The 19,021-nt window shown below is 71.1% G+C and carries 10 protein-coding genes; 4 read left to right on the top strand and 6 right to left on the bottom strand.

What is annotated here, in order from left to right:
* Positions 1 to 20 precede the first annotated feature (20 nt).
* The 6 genes from ligD to ACESMR_RS02660 all read right to left on the bottom strand — a co-directional run bounded on the left by ligD (position 21) and on the right by ACESMR_RS02660 (position 10,660).
* Positions 21 to 2,510 carry a DNA ligase D gene (gene ligD, locus ACESMR_RS02685; protein WP_373044828.1) on the bottom strand — a complete coding sequence of 830 codons (2,490 nt, stop codon included), beginning with the start codon at positions 2,508 to 2,510 and terminating at the stop codon, positions 21 to 23.
* A gap of 50 nt (positions 2,511 to 2,560) precedes the next feature.
* Complete coding sequence (locus tag ACESMR_RS02680; protein ID WP_373044827.1) at positions 2,561 to 3,448, bottom strand: hypothetical protein; 888 nt, start codon at positions 3,446 to 3,448, stop codon at positions 2,561 to 2,563.
* A gap of 114 nt (positions 3,449 to 3,562) precedes the next feature.
* On the bottom strand, positions 3,563 to 4,963 hold the full coding sequence (lpdA, locus tag ACESMR_RS02675) for a dihydrolipoyl dehydrogenase (protein ID WP_373044826.1): 1,401 nt from the start codon (positions 4,961 to 4,963) through the stop codon (positions 3,563 to 3,565).
* Positions 4,964 to 5,070: 107 nt separating this feature from the next.
* Positions 5,071 to 6,444, bottom strand: coding sequence for a hypothetical protein (locus tag ACESMR_RS02670; protein WP_373044824.1), 1,374 nt, complete (start codon positions 6,442 to 6,444; stop codon positions 5,071 to 5,073).
* A 111-nt stretch (positions 6,445 to 6,555) separates the two neighbouring features.
* Positions 6,556 to 7,791 carry a 2-oxoglutarate dehydrogenase complex dihydrolipoyllysine-residue succinyltransferase gene (gene odhB, locus ACESMR_RS02665; protein ID WP_373045213.1) on the bottom strand — a complete coding sequence of 412 codons (1,236 nt, stop codon included), beginning with the start codon at positions 7,789 to 7,791 and terminating at the stop codon, positions 6,556 to 6,558.
* Between the two features lie 58 nt (positions 7,792 to 7,849).
* Positions 7,850 to 10,660, bottom strand: a complete 2,811-nt coding sequence (locus ACESMR_RS02660) for a 2-oxoglutarate dehydrogenase E1 component (RefSeq protein ID WP_373044823.1) — start codon at positions 10,658 to 10,660, stop codon at positions 7,850 to 7,852.
* A 246-nt stretch (positions 10,661 to 10,906) separates the two neighbouring features.
* Here ACESMR_RS02660 and ACESMR_RS02655 point away from each other — a divergent pair, with 246 nt between their 5' ends.
* From ACESMR_RS02655 to ACESMR_RS02640, 4 genes are all read left to right on the top strand, one after another.
* Positions 10,907 to 11,572: a phosphoribosyltransferase gene (locus tag ACESMR_RS02655; protein ID WP_373044822.1), complete on the top strand. Its 666-nt coding sequence runs from the start codon at positions 10,907 to 10,909 to the stop codon at positions 11,570 to 11,572.
* 200 nt (positions 11,573 to 11,772) lie between these two features.
* Positions 11,773 to 15,648: a PKD domain-containing protein gene (locus tag ACESMR_RS02650; protein ID WP_373044820.1), complete on the top strand. Its 3,876-nt coding sequence runs from the start codon at positions 11,773 to 11,775 to the stop codon at positions 15,646 to 15,648.
* A 73-nt stretch (positions 15,649 to 15,721) separates the two neighbouring features.
* Positions 15,722 to 16,699, top strand: a complete 978-nt coding sequence (locus ACESMR_RS02645) for an SPL family radical SAM protein (RefSeq protein ID WP_373044819.1) — start codon at positions 15,722 to 15,724, stop codon at positions 16,697 to 16,699.
* A 145-nt stretch (positions 16,700 to 16,844) separates the two neighbouring features.
* Positions 16,845 to 18,998, top strand: coding sequence for a DUF4215 domain-containing protein (locus tag ACESMR_RS02640; RefSeq protein ID WP_373044818.1), 2,154 nt, complete (start codon positions 16,845 to 16,847; stop codon positions 18,996 to 18,998).
* Positions 18,999 to 19,021 lie beyond the last annotated feature (23 nt).

The following is a 19,021-nucleotide window of genomic DNA, read 5'->3' as shown; positions in this document are numbered from 1 at the left end:
CGCTCGCTCGCCAGCTCGCTTCAGCGCAAGTGCGGTAGCCGGACGCCCTGCTCCAGCGCCGGGCGGAAGAGATCGCCCTCCTTCGCCAGCCGCTCCGGCATGGTGCGCATGCTGAAGTCGCGGGGATCGAGGCCGTGGTCCACCTCGCTCCAGCGCAGCGGCGCCGCGACCGGCGCGCCGTCCACCGCCCGCGGGGTGTAGGGGGCGACGATCGTCTTGCCATAGCCGTTCTGGAGGCAGTCGAGGTAGAGGCGCCCCTGCCGCTGGGCCTTGCTCCGCTCCAGCGTCACCGAGGGGAGCACCTCGGCGACGGCGGCGCCTACCCGCAAGGCGAAGGCCACCGCGTCGTCGTGGGTGTGGCCGGGCAGGAGCGGCACGAGGACGTGGAGGCCGCGCTTGCCCGAGGTCTTGGGCACGCTCGGCAGGGAGAGCGCGTCGAGGAGGGTGTGGAGCGCGTGGGCCGCTTCGATCACCTGGGCGAAGCCCTTCCCGTCCGCCGGATCGAGATCGAAGACCACCCAGTCCGGCTGGGTGAGGTGCACCGAGCGGGAGGACCACATGTGCGTGGTGATCACCGCGAATTGCGCGAGCCAGCGCAGCGCCTCGGGGCGATCGGCCACGAGGTGGCGGACGATGCGCTGGCTGGTGCGGGTCGGCGTCTCCACCAGCGTCATCCAGGCCTCCGCGTCGTCGCCGACGTTCTGCTGGTACCAGCTCGGCTCGTCGATCCCCTTCGGCCAATGCTCCAGGGCGAGGGGCCGATCGGCGAGGGCGCGGAGCATCGGCGCCGCCACCCGGGCGAGATAGTCGGCGAGGTCGCTCTTGCTGATCCGGTCCCGGGGCCAGAGGACGCGGCCGGGGTTGGTGAGCTTCACCTCCGCCGCCGAGCCTGTGGCGACGAGCACCCGCTCCTGCGCCGCTGCAGCGGGTGATTCCTCGCGGGTGCATTCCTCCGGCCGCTTGTCGTCGCGGATCCCCTGGAACGAGGGGTGGCGGAGCTTGCCGTCGGCGGTCCACTCGGTGAAGCGCACCTGCGCCACGAGGCGGGGCTCGACCCAGGTGTAGCCCTTCGTGCGCGGGGCGCCGCTGGCGGTGGGCTTCTTTGCAGCGAGCGGCGCCAACGCCACGAAGAGCTGCGCCCGCTGCTTCGAGGTGAAGCCGGTGCCGACCTTGCCGGCGAAGGCGTAGCCGTCGCCCTCCCGCACCGCGACGAGGAGCGCGCCGATGGCGTCGGCGCCGGTGGTGGTGCGGGTGAAGCCGACCACCGCCACCTCCTGGCTGGCGAGGACCTTCACCTTCTTCCAGCAGGGGGAGCGGCGCCCCTCGTAATGGGATCCGCGGCGCTTGGCGATGATCCCCTCGAAGCCGCGCTCCCCCGCCTCCTGCAGCGCCGAGAGCCCCTTCTCGTCGAGGATCTCCGACACGCGCAAGGTGTCGGGCACGTTGGAGAGCAGGCTCACCAGCAGATCGCGGCGGTGCTCGAGGGGTTTCTTTCGCAGGTCCTCGCCGTCGAGGCGGAGCAGGTCGAAGCCGAAGAAGATCGCGCGATCGTCGTGCCCCTTCTGCAGCAGCTCGAAGCGCGGCGCGCCCCGGGGATCGAGCACGGCGATCTCCCCGTCGAGGATCGCCTCGCCGACGACGATCTTCGCGAGCGCTTCCGCCAGGTGGGGGAAGCGGCGGGCAAGGTCGAGGCCATTGCGGCTCCAGATGGCGACGCGGCCGTTGGCCAGGGCGCAGAGCGCGCGGAAGCCGTCGTATTTGAGTTCGTAGAGCCAGTCGCGATCCGGCGTCGGCGGCGCGCCGGCGAGCTGCGCGAGCATCGGCGGGAAGACGCCCTCGAGGAGCTTCTCCGGCGGCGGCCTGCGCTGCGATAGCGCGGCCTTGCGCTCGGGGCCGCGGGTGACGGCGCGGCCGGAGATCACCGACTCCGGCCGCTCGGCGAGGACGTCCCAGGCGGGATCGGCGGTCTCGTCCTTCGCCTTGAAGAGCAGCCATTGCTGCTTGCCACCCTCCTCCCTGCGGCTGCGCACGAGGTGCCAATCGCCTTTGAGCTTCTCGCCGTCGAGGCGGATGTGCAGGTGGCCCTTGGCCCGCTGCTTCTCCGCTTCGCCGGCGGGGACGGTCTCCCAGCTGCCGCGATCCCAGAGGAGCGAGTCGCCGGCGCCGTACTCGCCGTCGGGGATGCGTCCCTCGAAGGTGCCGTATTCGAGGGGATGATCCTCCGTCTGCACGGCGAGTCGCCTGGTCGACGGGTCGTAGCTCGGCCCCTTGGGCACCGACCAGGAGGCCAGCGCCCCGGCGATCTCGAGGCGGAGGTCGTAGTGGAGCCGGGTGGCGTCGTGTTTGTGGACCACGAAGCTCGGGCGCTCGGCAGGCTCCATCGCCGCGCCCGGCGCGGGCTCGGGTGTGACCGAGAAATCGCGATTCGCCTCGTACGCCGGGAGCTTCGCCGACCGTGCCGACGAGGCCGGGCGTGCTGCCCTGCGGCTGCCGCTCGTGCGCCTTGCCATCCCGATCACGGTTGGGCCCCTGCGGGGCCGGCGCAAGCGGGCTTCGCTCGTCAGCGGAAGAGGTCGTCGACGGAGGTGACCTCGAGGGAGCGCTCGAGCCACTGGTCGAGCAGCGCGAGGTCGCGGCAGCTGGTGATGCGGGCGCGCTGCTCGTCCGACGGGGGCAGACCGCGTCTGGTGAGGACCGTCAGCACGGCGTGCGCGGATGCTTCCGCCCGGCCCTCCGCGCGGCCCTCCGTCCGGCCCTCGTTCGCTCCTGCCGAAAGCCCCTGCTCGTAGTATTTGCGGGCGAAGTCGCTCTGGTACTCGTACCGTCCGCTCGACATGAGTTCCTCCAGCACCGACCGGGCCGCTTCCCCGAGGGAACGCAGCACCAGATCACCATAGAATAGGGCTCGATCCGGATCGAGACCGGCAGCCGCTACCAGCGCCGCGAACGCGACGTCGCCACCCCCTGCCTCCTCTGCGTGGGCCAGCGCCGAGAGGACCGCCAGCTCCGGATTCGCCCGGGCCGCTTCGAAGTCCACGACCCGCGGGACGGCTTCCGGTGCCAAGACCGCAGGCACGAGGTGGGAATCGAGGTTCCCCAGCTCGATCGGCTTGCGTGCCCACGACGCCACCTCCGGCCTGGTCGTCACGACGACAAGGAGCACCGGGCACCGCTCCTTCGCTCGCAGCGCGGAGACGTAGAGCGGCCATGACCAGCGCTTCTTCGGATCCCGGCTCATCTGCACCTCGACGACGAGGCGCACGCCACCAAGCGCAATGACGAGGTCCGCCCGGTACTCGGTCGGTAGGACCTGCGTGAGGTCGGTCTCGGTGGGCCGCGCCTCCCCCAGAGGCAGTTCCTGCTCCTGGGCCGACCGGAGCAGCTCCGCCACGAGGCCCGGCTGGTTGCGGAAGAGTTGCAACAGCGCTTCGTGATCGAGTGCAGGCATGGTTCCCCCCGGAGGCCATGAGCCATACCTCGGGGGTCTGACATCGAAATGCACACGACGGCGAAGGGGCCCCGTGGGGCCCCTTCCTTCAAGCGCGGCGCTGCGGCCCGGGCGTCACTGGTGGATGGCGCGCTTCTCCACCGCCATCGCCGCTTCCTTGAGGACCTCGGCGAGGGTCGGGTGGGCGTGGCTGGAGCGGGCGATGTCCTCGGAGGAGGCCATCATCTCCACCGCCACGGCCATTTCGGCGATGAGGTGGCCGGCCTGCGGCCCGATGATGTGGGCGCCGAGGATCCGGTCGGTCTTCTCGTGGGCGAGGATCTTGGCGAAGCCGTCCACCGCGTTCATGGCGCGGGCGCGGCCGTTGAACTTGAAGGGGAAGGCGCCCTTCTTGTACGGCACACCTGCTGCCTCGAGCTCCTCCTCGGTCTTGCCCACCGAGGCGATCTCCGGGTCGGTGTAGACCACGTTGGGGATCGCGTCGTAGTTCACGTGGCCGGCCTTGCCCGCCATGAACTCCACCGCGGCGACGCCCTCCTCCTCGGCCTTGTGGGCGAGCATCGCGCCGCGCACCACGTCGCCGATCGCCCAGATCCCCGGCACGTTGGTGCGGAAGTGATCGTCGATCTCGACCCGGCCGCGGTTGTCGATCTTCACGCCGGCCTTCTCGAGGCCGAGGCCGTCGGTGAAGGGCCTGCGGCCCACCGCCACCAGCACCTTCTCCGCCTCGAGGGTCTGCTCGGTGCCGTCGGCGTCGATGAAGGTGACCCGGCCCACGCCGTTCACGGCCTTCGCCGACTGCACGCGGCAGCCGAGGCGGAATTTGAGGCCCTGGGCGGTGAAGATCTTGAGGGCCGCAGCGGCGAGCTCGTCGTCCATGCCCGCCATCAGCCGCGGCAGGTACTCGACCACGGTGACCTCGGCGCCGAGGCGGCTCCACACCGAGCCCAGCTCGAGGCCGATGACGCCGCCGCCGATCACCACCATCCGGCGGGGCACCGCCTGGTAGTCGATCGCCTCGTCGGAGGTGCCGACGATCTCCCGGTCGAGCTCCACGCCGGGGATGAGCGAGGGGACGGAGCCGGTGGCGACGAGGACGTTCTTCGCCTCGAGCTGCTGCTCGCTGCCGTCGGCGGCGGTGACCGTCACCTTCCCGGGCGCGTCGATCCGGCCCATGCCGAAGAAGCGCTTCACCTTGTTCTTGAGGAAGAGGCCGTCGACGCCGCCGGTGTTGGCCTTCACCACCGCGTCCTTGTGGGCCAGCATCGTGGGGAGATCGAGCTCGAGGCCCGTCACCTTCACGCCGAACTTCTCGGCGCCGTGCTTGTTGAGGGCGTAGACGTGGCTCGCCTCGAGGAGCGCCTTCGAGGGGATGCAGCCGACGCGGAGGCAGGTGCCGCCCAGGGCCTTCACCTTCTCCACGCACGCCACCTTCATGCCCAGCTGCGCCGCACGAATCGCCGCGACGTAACCGCCGGGTCCAGCACCGATCACCACCAGGTCGAACGTATCCACGACAGCTCCTCCACGGGGGTCCGGCGGTACATGGTCCAACGCGCCGCTGCCGTCAACCCAATGTTCGGGCGACGGCAGCGGCGGTGAAGCAAAGGTGCTGCAGACGATCAGGGGACGGCGTGGAAGAGCGGCAGATCCCGGGGCGCCGGGAAGAAGGCCACGCACGGCAGATTGATCCCGCCAAGCACCGTGTCGGGGCTTTGGTCGCCGCCAGCGGCGAGCGACGCGGCTTCGTAACGGGCCACGCCTTCCGGGCCGAGCGCCACCCAGAGCCCGCCCGACTCGTCGAACGCCAGGCCGTTCAGCAGCGCAAAAAGGCCGATCTCGAGCTTCACCGACGGGATCACCTGCTCCTCACCGGTGGCGGCGAGGTCGGCCGCGTCGATGCGGCCCACCACGTTGGGCCCGAAGAAACTCGCCCAGAGGTTGCCGTCGGCATCGAAGGCGAGGCTCGAGGCGCCCGCGAGGCGGGCGCTGCCCCCGGTGTCCATCGGCTCGAGGATCGCGTCGGCTGCTTCGGTGGTCGAGGCCTCCAGCCGGCTCGCGTCGTAGCGGACGAGCACGTTCCCGGCGGTGGCGACCCAGAGGTTGCCCGCGGCGTCGAAGGCGAGGCCGCGCGGTCCGTCGAGGGTGGCGGCGTCGCCGAGGGAGACCGCCGGCTCGGGTTCACCGGTCGAGGCGATCTGCGCCGGCGTGTAGCGAACCACCCGGTCCTCCACGGTGATCGCCACCCAGAGGTTGCCCGCTGCGTCGAAGGCGAGGGCCGTGGGGCCGGGAAGGCCGCCGCCGAAGCCGGTGATCACCACGTCGGCCTCCGGCTCGCCGCTGGCGCCGATCGACGCCGCGGGGAAGCGGCGCAGCTCGCCCGAGGCGTAGGCCGCCCAGAGGTTGCCGTCCCGGTCGAAGGTGATCGAAGCAGGCGCGCCGGTCCCGGCTGCGGTGGTGGCGTCGAGGGCCACCGTGGGCACCGGCGTCGCCGTGGCACCGAGGAGGTCCGCGGCGAAGGCGACCACGTGCGGATCCTCGTTCTTCGTGGTGGCCCAGAGCTTCTCGCTGCTCGGCACCTGCTCGTAGACGATCTCGACGGTGCTCGTCTGCTCGTCCTCGATGCAGACGGTCTGGGTCATGGTGGTGGCGCGGAAGAGCGGCCGGACGATCGGCGCGTCCTGCGTCACGTCGCGGGCCTCGACGGTCACGTCGCCACCGTCGAGCTGCAGCTCGGTGGAGCTCTTCACCACCACGCCCTCGATCTCGACGTCGCCGTCCACGCCCTGCGGCAGGCCGCTGATCGTCACCTGCAGCAGCCCGCTGCCTTCTGCAGCGCAAGCGACCTGCCCGCCGGTACCTCCGGCTCCGCCGGCACCACCAGCGCCACCCGCCCCGCCGGCGCCGCCGTTGCCGTTCCCGTTCGAATCGGTACCGCATGCCACGAGAGCGCTGCCCGCGAGCAGGAGCGCAACCGCCACGTTGATCTTGTTCATGCCACGCATCTTAGCCGTCGCGGAATCGACAGATGCAAATAGAAAAAGGCCGCCGCTCCGAGGGGGAGCAGGCGGCCTCTTCCGTCACGCACCGGGCGTGCGAGCGCCCGATCAGACCTCGAGGAGGATCCGCTCCGGGTTCTCGATGCACTCCTTGATCCGCACGAGGAACTGCACGGCCTCGCGGCCGTCGACGATGCGGTGGTCGTAGGAGAGCGCCAGGTACATCATCGGGCGGATCACGATCTGGTCGTCCACCACCACGGCGCGCTTCTGGATGTTGTGCATCCCGAGGATGCCGCTCTGGGGCGGGTTGAGGATCGGCGTCGAGAGCATCGAGCCGTAGATGCCGCCGTTCGAGATCGTGAAGGTGCCGCCCTGCAGCTCCTCCAGCTTGATCTTGTTGGCCTTGGCGCGGGCGCCGAGGTCGGCGATCACCTGCTCGGTCTGCGCGAAGGAGAGCGCATCCGCGTCGCGGATCACCGGAACGGTGAGGCCCTTGCCGCCGCCGACCGCAACACCGACGTCGTAGTAGTTCTTGTAGACGATGTCGCTGCCGCGGATCTCGGCGTTGACGAGCGGGAAGGCCTTGAGCGCCTCGACCGCCGCCTTCACGAAGAAGGACATGAAGCCGAGCTTGATGCCGTACTTCTTCGTGAACGCCTCCTGGTAGCGGCTGCGCAACGCCATCGCCTGCGACATGTCGACCTCGTTGAAGGTCGTCAGCATCGCTGCGTTCTGCTGCGCTTCCACCAGGCGCCGGGCGATGGTGCGCCGCATCGGCGTCATCGCCACCGCCTGCTCCTCGCGGGGACCGACGGCGGAAGGCGCCGGGGCGATGGCAGGGGCCTCGGCACGGGCCTGCGCCGGGGCTGCGCCGCCCTCGACCACGCGCATCACGTCCTCCTTGAGGACGCGGCCGCCGGGGCCGGTACCCCCGACCTGGTCGATCGAGACGCCGGACTCTGCAGCGAGGCGGCGGGCAGCGGGGCCGCTCGGCGTGCCAGCAGCGGGCTGGGCCACGGGCGCGGCGGTGGGAGCCGGGGCAGCGGGAGCGGCAGCAGGTGCTGCAGCGGCTGCAGGTGCAGCGGCGCCTGCTGCGGGCTTCTCCGACTCCTCGATCTCGCCGATCGCCTCGCCGATGCGGACCTGGTCGCCGTCCTTCTTGAGGACGTTGCGCAGGATGCCGCCCACCGGGGCCGGGACCTCGAGGGTCGCCTTGTCGCTCTCCACCGTGACGACGGTCTCGCCCTTGGAGACGTACTCACCCGGCTTCTTGGTCCACTTTTCGATCGCTGCTTCGACGATCGATTCGCCGAGGGAAGGAACGGTGACGTTCACCATGATCTGCAAACTCCTCGGCGGCCTGCTGGGGCGGCGCAGGCCGCGCGGGGCCCTGAGCGTTTCAGGGCGTGGGGTACTTCATCGGGGCGAAGGCGGCCTCGAGGAGGCGGCGCTGCTCCAACTTGTGGCTCGAGCCCGAGCCGGTGGCGGGGCTCGCGCTGGCGGGCCGGGTCACGTGGGCGAGGGGGACGCGGAGCAGCCCGCTCTGGGTGAGCTGCGACCACATGTGCAGCCAGGCGCCGTGGTTGCGCGGCTCCTCCTGCACCCAGACCAGCTCGCTCATGTTCGGGAAGCGCGCGAGCTGCGCCTCGATCTCCTCGAGCGGCGTCGGGTAGAGCTGCTCGACGCGGACGATGGCCACGTCGTCGCGGCCGGTGTTCCGCCGCTCGGCGAGGAGCTCGTAGAAGACCTTGCCGGTGCAGAGGAGCACGCGGCGGACCTTCGCGGGATCACCCTCGCCGCCGGCGAAGAGCGAGTCGGCCAGGACGCGCTCGAAGCTGCCGTTCGCCAGATCCTCGAGGGGCGAGACCGCCTCCGGGTGGCGGAGCAGGCTCTTGGGCGACATCACCACCAGGGGCTTGCGGTAGGGCCGCAGCACCTGACGCCGGAGCAGATGGAAGATCTGCGCGGGCGTGGTGACGTTGGCCACCTGGATGTTGTCCTCGGCGCAGAGCGCGAGCCAGCGATCGAGCCGGGCGGAGGAGTGCTCCGGGCCCTGCCCCTCGAAGCCGTGGGGCAGGAGCAGCGTCACGCCGGATAGGCGGTGCCACTTGTCCTCGCCGGAGACGATGAACTGGTCGATGATCACCTGCGCGGCGTTGGCGAAGTCGCCGAACTGCGCCTCCCAGATGGTCAGGCCGTCGGGCGTGTCGAGGCTGTAGCCGTACTCGAAGCCGAGGACCGAGGTCTCGGAGAGCGGGCTGTTGCGGGCCTCGAACTTCGCCTGCCCCTGGCGCAGGTGGTTGAGCGCGCAATACTCGCCGCCCGTCTTGACGTCGTGCAGGACCGAGTGGCGGTGGCTGAAGGTGCCACGCTCCACGTCCTGGCCGGAGAGGCGCACCCGGGCGCCGCCGGTGACCAGGCTGGCGAAGGCCATCGCCTCGCCCATGCCCCAGTCGAGCGCGCGCTTGCCCTCGCCCATCTCCCGCCGCTGGTCGAGGAGGCGGACCACCTTCGGGTGCGGCGTGAAGCCTTCGGGGACGGTGACGAGGCGCTCGGCGAGGTAGCGGAGCTCTTCCACCGGCACGCCGGTGGGGACGTCGGCGGTGTCGCGCTCGTAGCCACCGGCGTAACGGGCCCAGAGGCCTGCCATCGCGGAGGGCCGCTTGCGCTTGTGCCCGTTGCGGGCCTCGGCGAGCTGGTCGTCGAGGACCTTGCGGCGGGCCTGGGCGATCTCGTCAGCCTGCTCGCGGCTGACGAGGCCCATCTCCACCAGCTTGCGAACGAACTGATCGCGCACCGACGGGTGCTTGCGGATCACCTCGTAGAGCTGGGGCTGGGTGAAGCTCGGCTCGTCACCCTCGTTGTGGCCGTGCTTGCGGTAGGAGTAGAGGTCGATCACCACGTCGGTGCCGAACTTCGCGCGGAAGTCGACCGCCATCTGCACCACCTGCACCACGCTCTCGGGATCCTCACCGTTCACGTGGAAGATGGGGATCTGCAGCATCTTGGCGATGTCGGTGGCGTAGCGGGTGGAGCGCGACTCCTCCGGGTCGGTGGTGAAGCCGACCTGGTTGTTGATCACGACGTGGATGGTGCCGCCCACCCGGTAGCCGGGCAGGTTCGCCATGTTGAAGAGCTCGGCGACGATGCCCTGCCCCGCGATCGCCGCATCGCCGTGGACGACGATGGGCATCACGCCGGTGCGCGCCTCGTCCCCGCGGCGGTCCTGCTTGGCGCGGACGCGGCCCTGCACCACGGCGTCGACGAACTCGAGATGGCTCGGGTTGAACGAGAGCGAGAGGTGGACCTTCTTGCCCGCGATCTCCCGGTCGGCCGAGTAGCCGAGGTGGTACTTCACGTCGCCGCGGCCGATGTAGAGGTTCGGGTCCTCGTCGGCGAACTCCGCGAAGATCTCGCGGTAGGGCATGCCCATCACGTTGGCCAGCACGTTGAGGCGGCCACGGTGCGCCATGCCGATCACGACCTCGCGCACGTCGGCTTGCGCGGCGCGCGCGATGATCAGCTCCATCATCGGGATGAAGCTCTCGGCGCCCTCGAGCGAGAAGCGCTTGGCCCCGACGAAGCTCGTGTGGAGGAACTGCTCGAAGATCTCGGCGTCGGTGAGCTTGGTCAGAACCTGCAGCTGGTCCTCGCGCTCGAGGCTCACGTGGTTCTGGGTCGACTCCATCCGGTCCTCGAGCCACTCGAGGATCCGATCGTCCTCGATGTGGGAGAGCTCCACGCCGATGGTCCGGCAGTAGGTCTCCTCGAGGTGGCCGATGATCTCGCGGAGGGTGCCGCGCAGGCCGCCCGCGGTGAAGGTCTTGTCGAGGTCGCCCTCGTTCAGCCCGAAGCGCTCCAGCGCGAAATGCGGCGCCGGCGTGGTGGGCTGGATCCCGAGGGGATCGAGCTTGGCGAAGAGGTGGCCGCGGAGGCGGTAGGCCTGCACCAGCTGCGCGACGCGATCCTGCCGCGCCGCCTGCGCCAGCCGGCGCTCGGAGTCGCTGGCGACCGCCACCCCGTTGCCCCGGGGCGCGAAGATGCTCCGGGCCTGGAAGGCGGGGGCGCTGGGGGTGACGCGCTCACCGAGGCTGCGGAAATAGTTGCGCCACGACTCGTCGACCGAGGCCTCGTCCTCGAGGAAACGGGCGTACATCTCCTCGACGAAGGGCAGGTTGTGGCTGGGGAGGGACTCTGATCCGGATCCCATCTGGTGCGACTCCAGAGCGTGCGGAAATCAGTCGGGCATCACACAATAAACGATGCCCCGTGGAACCGCTCCACTTTTTCGTCAATCTTTTGGAACAGTTGGGGCGGGGGGATAACCGATCCGCCTGCGTGTGTAAAGGGCAAAGGGGGGAGCGGGCGCCCCCGGCCACGCCTGCCGGATGCGCGCCGTTGCGAGCCCCCGAAATGGTGGGCACCGTCGGGGGAGAAGCACGAGGAGGGCCCACCGATGGTGTTTCGCGACCGCATCGAAGCCGGCAGGAAGCTGGCGGAGGCGCTGTCCCATCTGCGCGGCGAGGACCTGATCGTCCTCGGCCTGCCCAGGGGCGGCGTTCCGGTGGCCTACGAGGTGGCCAGGGCGCTCGACGCGCCCCTCGACGTGGCGGTGGCCCGGAAGCTCGGGGCCCCGATGCAGCCGGAGCTCGGGATCGGCGCCATCGCCCCGGGGGTGAGCGTGATCGACGAGAACTCGCTGGCGCTGCTGGGACTCAAGGACGAGGACCTCCAGCCGGTGGTCGAGGACGAGACCCGGGAGCTCCACCGCCGCCTCCTCATCTACCGGGGCATCGATCGGCTCCCGGACGTCCACGGGCGCTACGTCGTCCTCGTCGACGACGGGATCGCCACCGGCGTCACCACCCGGGCGGCCACGCGCTCCCTGCGGCGGCTCCACCCGGCCCGTCTCCTCCTCGCGGTGCCGGTCGGCGCGCCGGAGTCGGTGGCGGCCCTGCGCCACGAGGTGGACGAGCTGGTCTGCCTCCACGAGCCGCCGCTCTTCCACGCGGTCGGTGCCTGGTACGAGGACTTCTCGCAGACCAGCGATCAGGAGGTGCTCGAATACCTGGCCCGACGGCGGATCGAGCGCGGCGAGGAGCCGACCGCAGCAGCACCCTGATCCCATCGGCATGGGAGATCTCCGCCGCAGCCTCCCAGGGAAAGCCGGCGCTTCCCGTGGTCGTGGGAGGCGATTCCGCTACAACGAGTGAGATCGGAGGCGTGTCGAAGCGCGGCGCCCCGAGCTGTCGGTTCCGCGCCCGCCGGCGCGCTCCCTACCCTCCTGCCGAAGTCGGTGGACGGCGGCGTCGGGGGTGAGAGATGGCTGGCAGGTGGGGGGCGCGCGTCTGCGCGCTGGTGGGCCTCGTCGGAGTACTCGGAGGCTGCGGCGAGGATCGGCTGATCGATTTCGCGTTTCCGCCGGAGGGAAAGCCGGGGCTGGAGCGCGTGGCCTTCTTCCCGGTGGTGGTGCCGGAGGCGCCGCAGGAAGGCGAGGCGCCGGAGGCGGAACCGACCCCGGGCACCCTCCTGGCGGCTGCGGCGAGCGGCGGCACCGGCTGCGCCGGCGACGCGGTGCGGCTCCAGGCCGAGGCCACCGGCGGCGTCCCGCCCTACCAGTGGTCCTGGGCGCCCGCTGCAGGTCTCGACGATCCGCAGAGCGCCACGCCGGTGGCCACCGGCGACGTGGCGACGACCTACACCGCGACGGTGCGCGACGCCATGGGCCGGACCGCGGAGACGACGGTGACCGTCGGGCGGCGGGCGCTTCCCGCCCTCGCCATCGACTTCGTCGCCGGTGGCGCAGGGATCTGCGCCGGCGACGAGGCCCGGCTCGACGCCTCTGCGTCCCGGGACGCGGACGGTGCGCCGCTGGGCTCGATCGCCTGGGACCTCGACGGCGACGGGACCGTCGACGCCTCCGGCGCCGACAGCGGCGCCTTCGTTCCCGTGGACGGGCAGCTCGTCCGCCTCAGCGCCACCGACGCAGAAGGCTGCACTGCCACCGCGGAGCGAACGCTGGCGGTTCGCGCCCTGCCCAGCGCGGTCCTCGCCTTGCGCGAGGGCGCGGAGCAGGTCTGCAGCGGCGCGGAGGTCGAGGTGGACGGCGCCGGCTCCCGGGATGCGGACGGCAACCCCGTCGCCAGCTACGGCTGGGACCTCGACGGCGACGGCGCGGCGGACGGCGACGCCGCCTCGCTCCGCTTCACGCCCACGCACGGGCAGGAGGTCCGTCTCCTGGTCTCGGACGCTGCGGGCTGCAGCGCCGCAGCCACCAGGACCTTCGGCACCTGGGGGCCACCGGTGCCGCAGATCGACTTTCTCGCTGGCGCGCCGCTCACCTGCGCCGGCACCGCTGTCGTCCTCGACGGCAGCGGCTCCCGCGATGCGACCGGCGCCCCCGTCGCCAGCTGGGGCTGGGACGTCGACGGCGACGGGACGATCGACGCGGCAGCTGCGAGCACCCCGCCCTTCGTTCCCGCGCCGGGCCAGGAGGTGCGCCTCGTGGTCGCCGACGCGAACGGGTGCACGGCGGCGGCGTCCCGGCAGCTGGAGGTGCGGGCGTTGCCCACGCCCACGATCGCCTTCGCCGCAGGCGGACCCAACGTCTGCGCCGGCGCGGTGGTGGCGCTCCACGGCGACGGCTCGCGGGACGCGGACGGGAGCCCGGTGGCCTCGTGGTCCTGGGATCTGCAGGCGGACGGCACCATCGATCGCGCCGGCGCCAACACCGGCACCTTCGTCCCGGTCGACGGGCAGCGGGTGCGGCTCACCGTGACCGACGCCCTCGGTTGCGTGGGGAGCACCGAGCAGTCGCTCGGAACCTGGGCTCATCCGGTGGCGCGGATCGGCTTTGCCTCCGGCGGCTCGCTGGTCTGCGAGGGCAGCGTGGTGGAGCTCGACGGCGCCGCCTCGACCGGCGGCAGCGGGGCCTCGGTCGTCGCCTGGTCGTGGGACGTGGACGACGACGGGGCAGGTGATCGCAGCGGCGTCGGTTCGGGGCCGATCCTGCCGCAGGATGGCCAGCGCGTCCGCCTCGAGGTGACCGACAGCAACGGCTGCGTGGGAGCGGCGGCGCAGACCCTCGGCGTGCGGGCGCCGCCGGTCGCCTCGATGGTCTTCACCAGCGGTGGCGCGGCGATCTGCGCCGGGGGGTCGGTCGCCCTCGACGGGAGCGGATCCCGCGACGTGGACGGCAACCCGGTGGCGAGCTGGTCCTGGGATCTGGAGGCGGACGGCACGGCGGATCGGAGCGGCTCCTCTTCGGGCGCGATCGTCCCCGTCGCCGGGCAGACGGTGCGGCTCACGGTGACCGATGGCCTCGGCTGCACCGCGTCTGCCGAGGAGACGGTGTCGGTTCGGGGCCTGCCGACGGCGGCGATCGGATTCGCGGCAGGGGCACCGCTCGTCTGCGAGGGGGGCAGCGTCGAGCTGGACGGCAGCGGCTCGAGCGACGTGGACGGCAATGCGGTCGCGTCCTGGTCCTGGGATCTGGAGAGCGACGGGGTCGTCGATCGCAGCGGCGCCAACACCGGCGCGCTCCAGCCGGTGGACGGGCAGCAGGTCCGCCTCACCGTGACCGACGCGCTCGGCTGCACGGCGAGCGCCGCTCGATCGCTCGCCACGCGGCAGCTGCCCACCGCGCGGATCGACTTTGCGGCAGGGGGCGATTCGGTCTGCGCCGGCGAGAGCGTGGCGCTCTCCGGCGGCAGCTCGCAGGACGCGGACGGAGGCCCGGTGGCTGCGTGGGATTGGGATCTCGACGGTGACGGAAGCGTCGACGCCGCCGGCGACGGGAGCGGGTCCTTCGTCCCCGCCGACGGCCAGCAGGCCCGACTCACGGTGCGGGACGCCTTCGGCTGCAGCGCCTCCGCCGTCCAGCGCCTCGGCGTGCGCAGCCGGCCCCTCGCCGACATCGACCTGATCGGCCACGCCATCGTCTGCGAGGGCGATACCGTCCAGCTCGACGGCAGCGCCTCCACCGATGCGGCGGGCGGGCCGGTGACGAGCTGGGCCTGGGAGCTCGACGGCGTCGCCGGCACGGTCGACTCGACCAGCGCCGTCACCCACGCCTTCGAGCCCAACGGCGCCGCCACCCTCACCGTCACGGCGGACGCCTGCACCGCCGAGGCGACGCAGCCCCTCACCACCCTCGGGCCCCGCTCGCTCTATCCCTGGACGAGCAGCGGTGGCGGCACGGCGCCGCCGGTCGACATCGTCTTCGTCGTCGACAACTCGGGGAGCATGGCCGACGAGATCGTCGCCATCCAGAACAACATCAACTCCAACTTCTCCCAGATCATCGGGCAGAGCGGCATCGACTACCGGGTGATCTTCCTCTCGAAGCACGGCGAGGTGAATCCCGACGAGTCGATCTGCATCTCGTCCCCCTTGAGCGGGACCGACTGCAACCCGATCCCCTCGCAGCCAGCCAACACCGCCAACTTCTTCCAGCTCGACGTCGAGGTGGGCAGCCACGACTCGCTCGACATCGTCCTCGACCGCTTCCACGACCAGGTGCGACGCCGCGGCCGGAACACCTGGATCGAGCCGGGCTGGGGCCAATGGCTGCGCGCCGGATCGCAGAAGGTCTTCGTCGAGATCACCGACGACGAGGCGTCGCTCTCCGCGAGCAGCTTCGAGACCTCGCTCTTCGCGCTCTCCTCCGCGCATTTCGGCGACGCCACCGCGCGCAACTACACCTGGCACAGCATCGTCGGCCTCGCCCAGAACGCGCCGATCTCCGCGGCGTGGGAGCCCGCCGATCCGCTCCAGACCCAGCTCTGCGGCGGCACCGTGATGGCAGCAGGCACCGAATACCAGGAGCTCAGCCGGCGCTCCGGCGGGCTTCGCTTCCCGATCTGCGAGTACGCCCACTTCGACGTGATCTTCCGGGCGATCGCCGATCACGTGGTCGAGAACGTCCGCCTCGACTGCAGCGTGGCGCTGCCGGTGGGCGACGGCCAGCCGGCGCTGGCGACCCTCGAGGTGGAGTGGACCCCGAGCAGCGGCGGGATCCTGGTGCTGCCGCAGGTCGCCGACGCAGCGGCGTGCGCCGGCGCGGACGGCTACTACGTCGACGCCGGCACCGTGCACCTCTGCCCCTCGACCTGCACCACGGTGCAGGCGGACGAGGGGGCGCGGATCGATCTCTCCGGCTGCCACCCGCTGGTTCCCACCCTGCCCACGCTGCCGTGAGCCACGGGGCCCGCTCCTCCCGACGGGGAGCGGGCCTTCCCCGGGGCAAGCTCATGCTGTACGGTTGTTCAGCATGAAGATCCCCCTGCCCCAGCTCTCCTTCGCCTTCGCCGGAGCACCCGGTCCCGCCCCCGGCGCCACCGACGGCGCCGTCCTCGACGAGGCGAACGCCACCGCCTACGTGGAGATGACCTGCCGGTCGATCCTCAACTGGTCGCAGGGCACGCGGATGAGGGACGTCTTCACCGTCAACCCCTACCGCGGCTGCGAATTCGGCTGCGCCTATTGCTACGCCCGCTACACCCACGAATTCCTGGAGCTCGCCCACTGGGAGGATTTCGAGCGCCGGATCTTCGTCAAGAGCAACGCGCCGGAGGTGATGCGGCGGGAGCTGAAGCGCAAGGACGTCCTCGGCCACGGCATCGCCATCGGCACCGCCACCGACCCCTACCAGCCGGCGGAGCGGCGCTTCGGGATCACCCGGCGGATCCTCGAGGGGCTTCTCCCCTATCGGGACATCCCCATCTCCCTCATCAGCAAGAGCGGGCTGATCGAGCGGGACGTGGAGCTCCTCGCCTCCCTCGCCCGCCGCCATCCGCTCCGGGTCCTCACCTCCTGCATCAGCCTCGACCGCGATCTCCTCCGGGCCCTCGAACGGCGGGCGCCGGTGCCGGAACGCCGCTTCCGGGCGATGGAGCGGCTCAGCGCCGCTGGCGTCACCTGCGGGCTCATCGTGGCGCCGATCCTTCCCGGCCTCACCGACGGTGTCGACCATCTCACCGCGCTCCTCGTGCGGGCGAAGCAGGCGGGAGCGAGCTTCGCGCACTCCAACGTCCTCTTCCTCCGCTCCAGCGCGAAGAAGCGCTTCTTTCCCTGGCTCCGGGAGAACGCCCCCTGGCTCCACGAACGCTACGGGGCTGCCTACGCGAAGGGCGCCTACGAGTCGGACGACTACCGGGCGCAGGTCCGGCGCCACGTGGCGGAGGCGATGGCGCGGGCAGGATTCGACGAGGGGCCGCGCCGCTTCGGCAACCGGGGCGAGGCTGCATGACGGATTTCTGCGGCACGTGAGGCATAACACCACGGCCCTCGTAAATCCGTTGCCGAATTCCACGGAAGCGCTCTTGCCTTTCACTCGGAGTGGCTCCTAGGATGCGCGCCGTCGGGCCCTCCCGGGCCCGCCTGGGAGGGCAGCGATGAAGCGTTTCGGAGGGGCCCCGGCGGTGCTGGCGTGCATCGCGGCGGTGGCGCTCGCAGCCTGTGCGAGCGACGAGAAGGCGAACGGGCCGGTCGGTGGGACCGGTGGCGCGGGCGGGAGCGCCGGCGCTGGCGCCGCGGGCGGCACGGGTGGCGCGGGTGGTGCCGGCGGAAGCACGGCGCCCTTCTGCGGCGACGGCGAGCTCCAGGCCGGCGAGGCGTGCGACACCGGCGCCGACAACAGCGACACGCGACCCGACGCCTGCAGGACCGATTGCACCGACGCCCGCTGCGGCGACCGGGTGATCGACGGCGGCGAGCTCTGCGACGAGGGCGACGGCAACAGCGACGCGGCCGTCGACGGCTGTCGCACCGATTGCCAGCCCGCCCGCTGCGGCGACGGCGTGGTCGACAGCGGCGAGGCCTGCGACGACGGCGCTGCCAACAGCGACACCACGGGCGATGCCTGCCGCACCACCTGCAAGCTCGCCACCTGCGGCGATCTCGTGATCGACGAGGGCGAGGATTGCGACGACGGCGAAGGCGGCTCGGCGGCCTGCACCCCCGCCTGCCTGCGCTTCAACTGCGGCGACGGGATCCACGACAGGGGCGAGGCCTGCGACGACGGCGACGGCAACAGCGACACGGCGCCGGACGCCTGCCGCACCGACTGCAGCGCCCCCCGCTGCGGCGACCAGGTGATCGACGAGGGCGAGCTGTGCGACGACGGCACGCCCGCCGGCGACGACGGCTGCGCCAATTGCCGGGTCGAGGCAGGCTGGGCCTGCGACGAGACCGGCTGCCACGAGATCACCTGCGGCGACGGCGTCCTCGACGCTGCAGGTGGCGAGACCTGCGACGACGGCGACGCCTTCGGCGGCGACGGCTGCAGCCACACCTGCCAGGTGGAGGCAGGCTGGTCCTGCAGGATCCCGGGCTCGCCCTGCCACGAGATCCGCTGCGGCGACGGTTTCGTCGAGGGGAGCGAGAGCTGCGACGACAACAACACCGCCGGCGGCGACGGCTGCAGCGGCTCGTGTGTGATCGAGCTGAAGGCTCCGGGCAGCAAGCACCAGATCCAGGGCCTCGTGGGCCACGCTGATCCGATCTGGACGGTGGCGAGCAATTCCTGCGAGCTCGGGCCTGCCCACGCTGCGCGGCGCGACGCCTACGAGGTGATCAACGCCAGCGGCTTCGGACAGACGGTCACCGCCAGCGTGGACTGGACCACGGGAGGTTACCTCCACGCCTACGTGAGCCCGCTCACCTCGCAGGGCGGCCCCACCGATTGCATCCTCGGCAACGACCACATCCCCGGCAACCCGAGGCGGAGCGAGATCAACCTGCGGATCGAGCCGAACCAGCAGGTCTTCTTCATCGCTTCGACCTCCACCGCCAACGTCCCCGAGAGCTACCGGATCGAAATCGCCACCGACGAGCCCACCTGCGGCGACAGCATGGTCACCGGCGGCGAGGTCTGCGACGACGGCAACGCCGTCGACGGTGACGGCTGCGCAGCGGATTGCGGCACGATCGAGGCGGGCTATGGCTGCCCGCTCTTCGGCCCCTGCGTCCTCCTGCCGCCCCCGGGCTTCGTGATCAACGAGGTCGACTACGACAACGTCGGCAGCCCCGACGCGGCGGAGTTCGTCGAGATCTACAACGGGACCAACGTCGCCATCGATCTCCTCGACTACGCGGTCTACCTCGTCGACGGCAACGAGCAGGACGGCACCGACCAGGCGTTCTTCTACTTCAACCCCAACGTCTCCCAGCTGCAGCCGGGCGAGTACATGGTGCTGGGAAGCCAGGGCATGTCGGTGGCGCCGGGCGCCCACTACACCCTGCTCTTCAACAACAGCCTCACCGACAACCTGCTCGACGTCTACGGCGGCGTCGCGCTCGTCAACACCAACACCCGCAGCATCATCGACTCGCTCAGCTACGAGGGCTCGATCGGCGCGACGCGGCTGAGCATGTTCCCCGCGGGGACGCGCTACAACCTGGTGGAGGGGACCGCCACCACCGCAGAGGACAGCAACCTGACGGAGGGCTCGCTCTGCCGGATGCCCAACGGCGAGGATGCGAACGACGCCAGCGTCGACTGGGCGTTCTGCACCACGCCGACGCCGGGCGCCGTCAACCAGCTCTGATTCGAACCCATCGAGACGAAGGC

This window comes from Vulgatibacter sp. (genome assembly GCF_041687135.1).
Taxonomy (GTDB): Bacteria; Myxococcota; Myxococcia; order Myxococcales; family Vulgatibacteraceae; genus JAWLCN01.
This window is presented reverse-complemented; position numbering and strand designations above follow the sequence as displayed.

Coding starts and splice junctions, on each gene's coding strand:
- ACESMR_RS02670 (WP_373044824.1), bottom strand. CDS start 6,444: ATGAACAAGATCAACGTGGCGGTTGCGCTCCTGCTCGCGGGCAGCGCT.
- ACESMR_RS02640 (WP_373044818.1), top strand. CDS start 16,845: ATGAAGCGTTTCGGAGGGGCCCCGGCGGTGCTGGCGTGCATCGCGGCG.
- ligD (WP_373044828.1), bottom strand. CDS start 2,510: ATGGCAAGGCGCACGAGCGGCAGCCGCAGGGCAGCACGCCCGGCCTCG.
- ACESMR_RS02650 (WP_373044820.1), top strand. CDS start 11,773: ATGGCTGGCAGGTGGGGGGCGCGCGTCTGCGCGCTGGTGGGCCTCGTC.
- ACESMR_RS02680 (WP_373044827.1), bottom strand. CDS start 3,448: ATGCCTGCACTCGATCACGAAGCGCTGTTGCAACTCTTCCGCAACCAG.
- ACESMR_RS02660 (WP_373044823.1), bottom strand. CDS start 10,660: ATGGGATCCGGATCAGAGTCCCTCCCCAGCCACAACCTGCCCTTCGTC.
- ACESMR_RS02655 (WP_373044822.1), top strand. CDS start 10,907: ATGGTGTTTCGCGACCGCATCGAAGCCGGCAGGAAGCTGGCGGAGGCG.
- ACESMR_RS02645 (WP_373044819.1), top strand. CDS start 15,722: ATGAAGATCCCCCTGCCCCAGCTCTCCTTCGCCTTCGCCGGAGCACCC.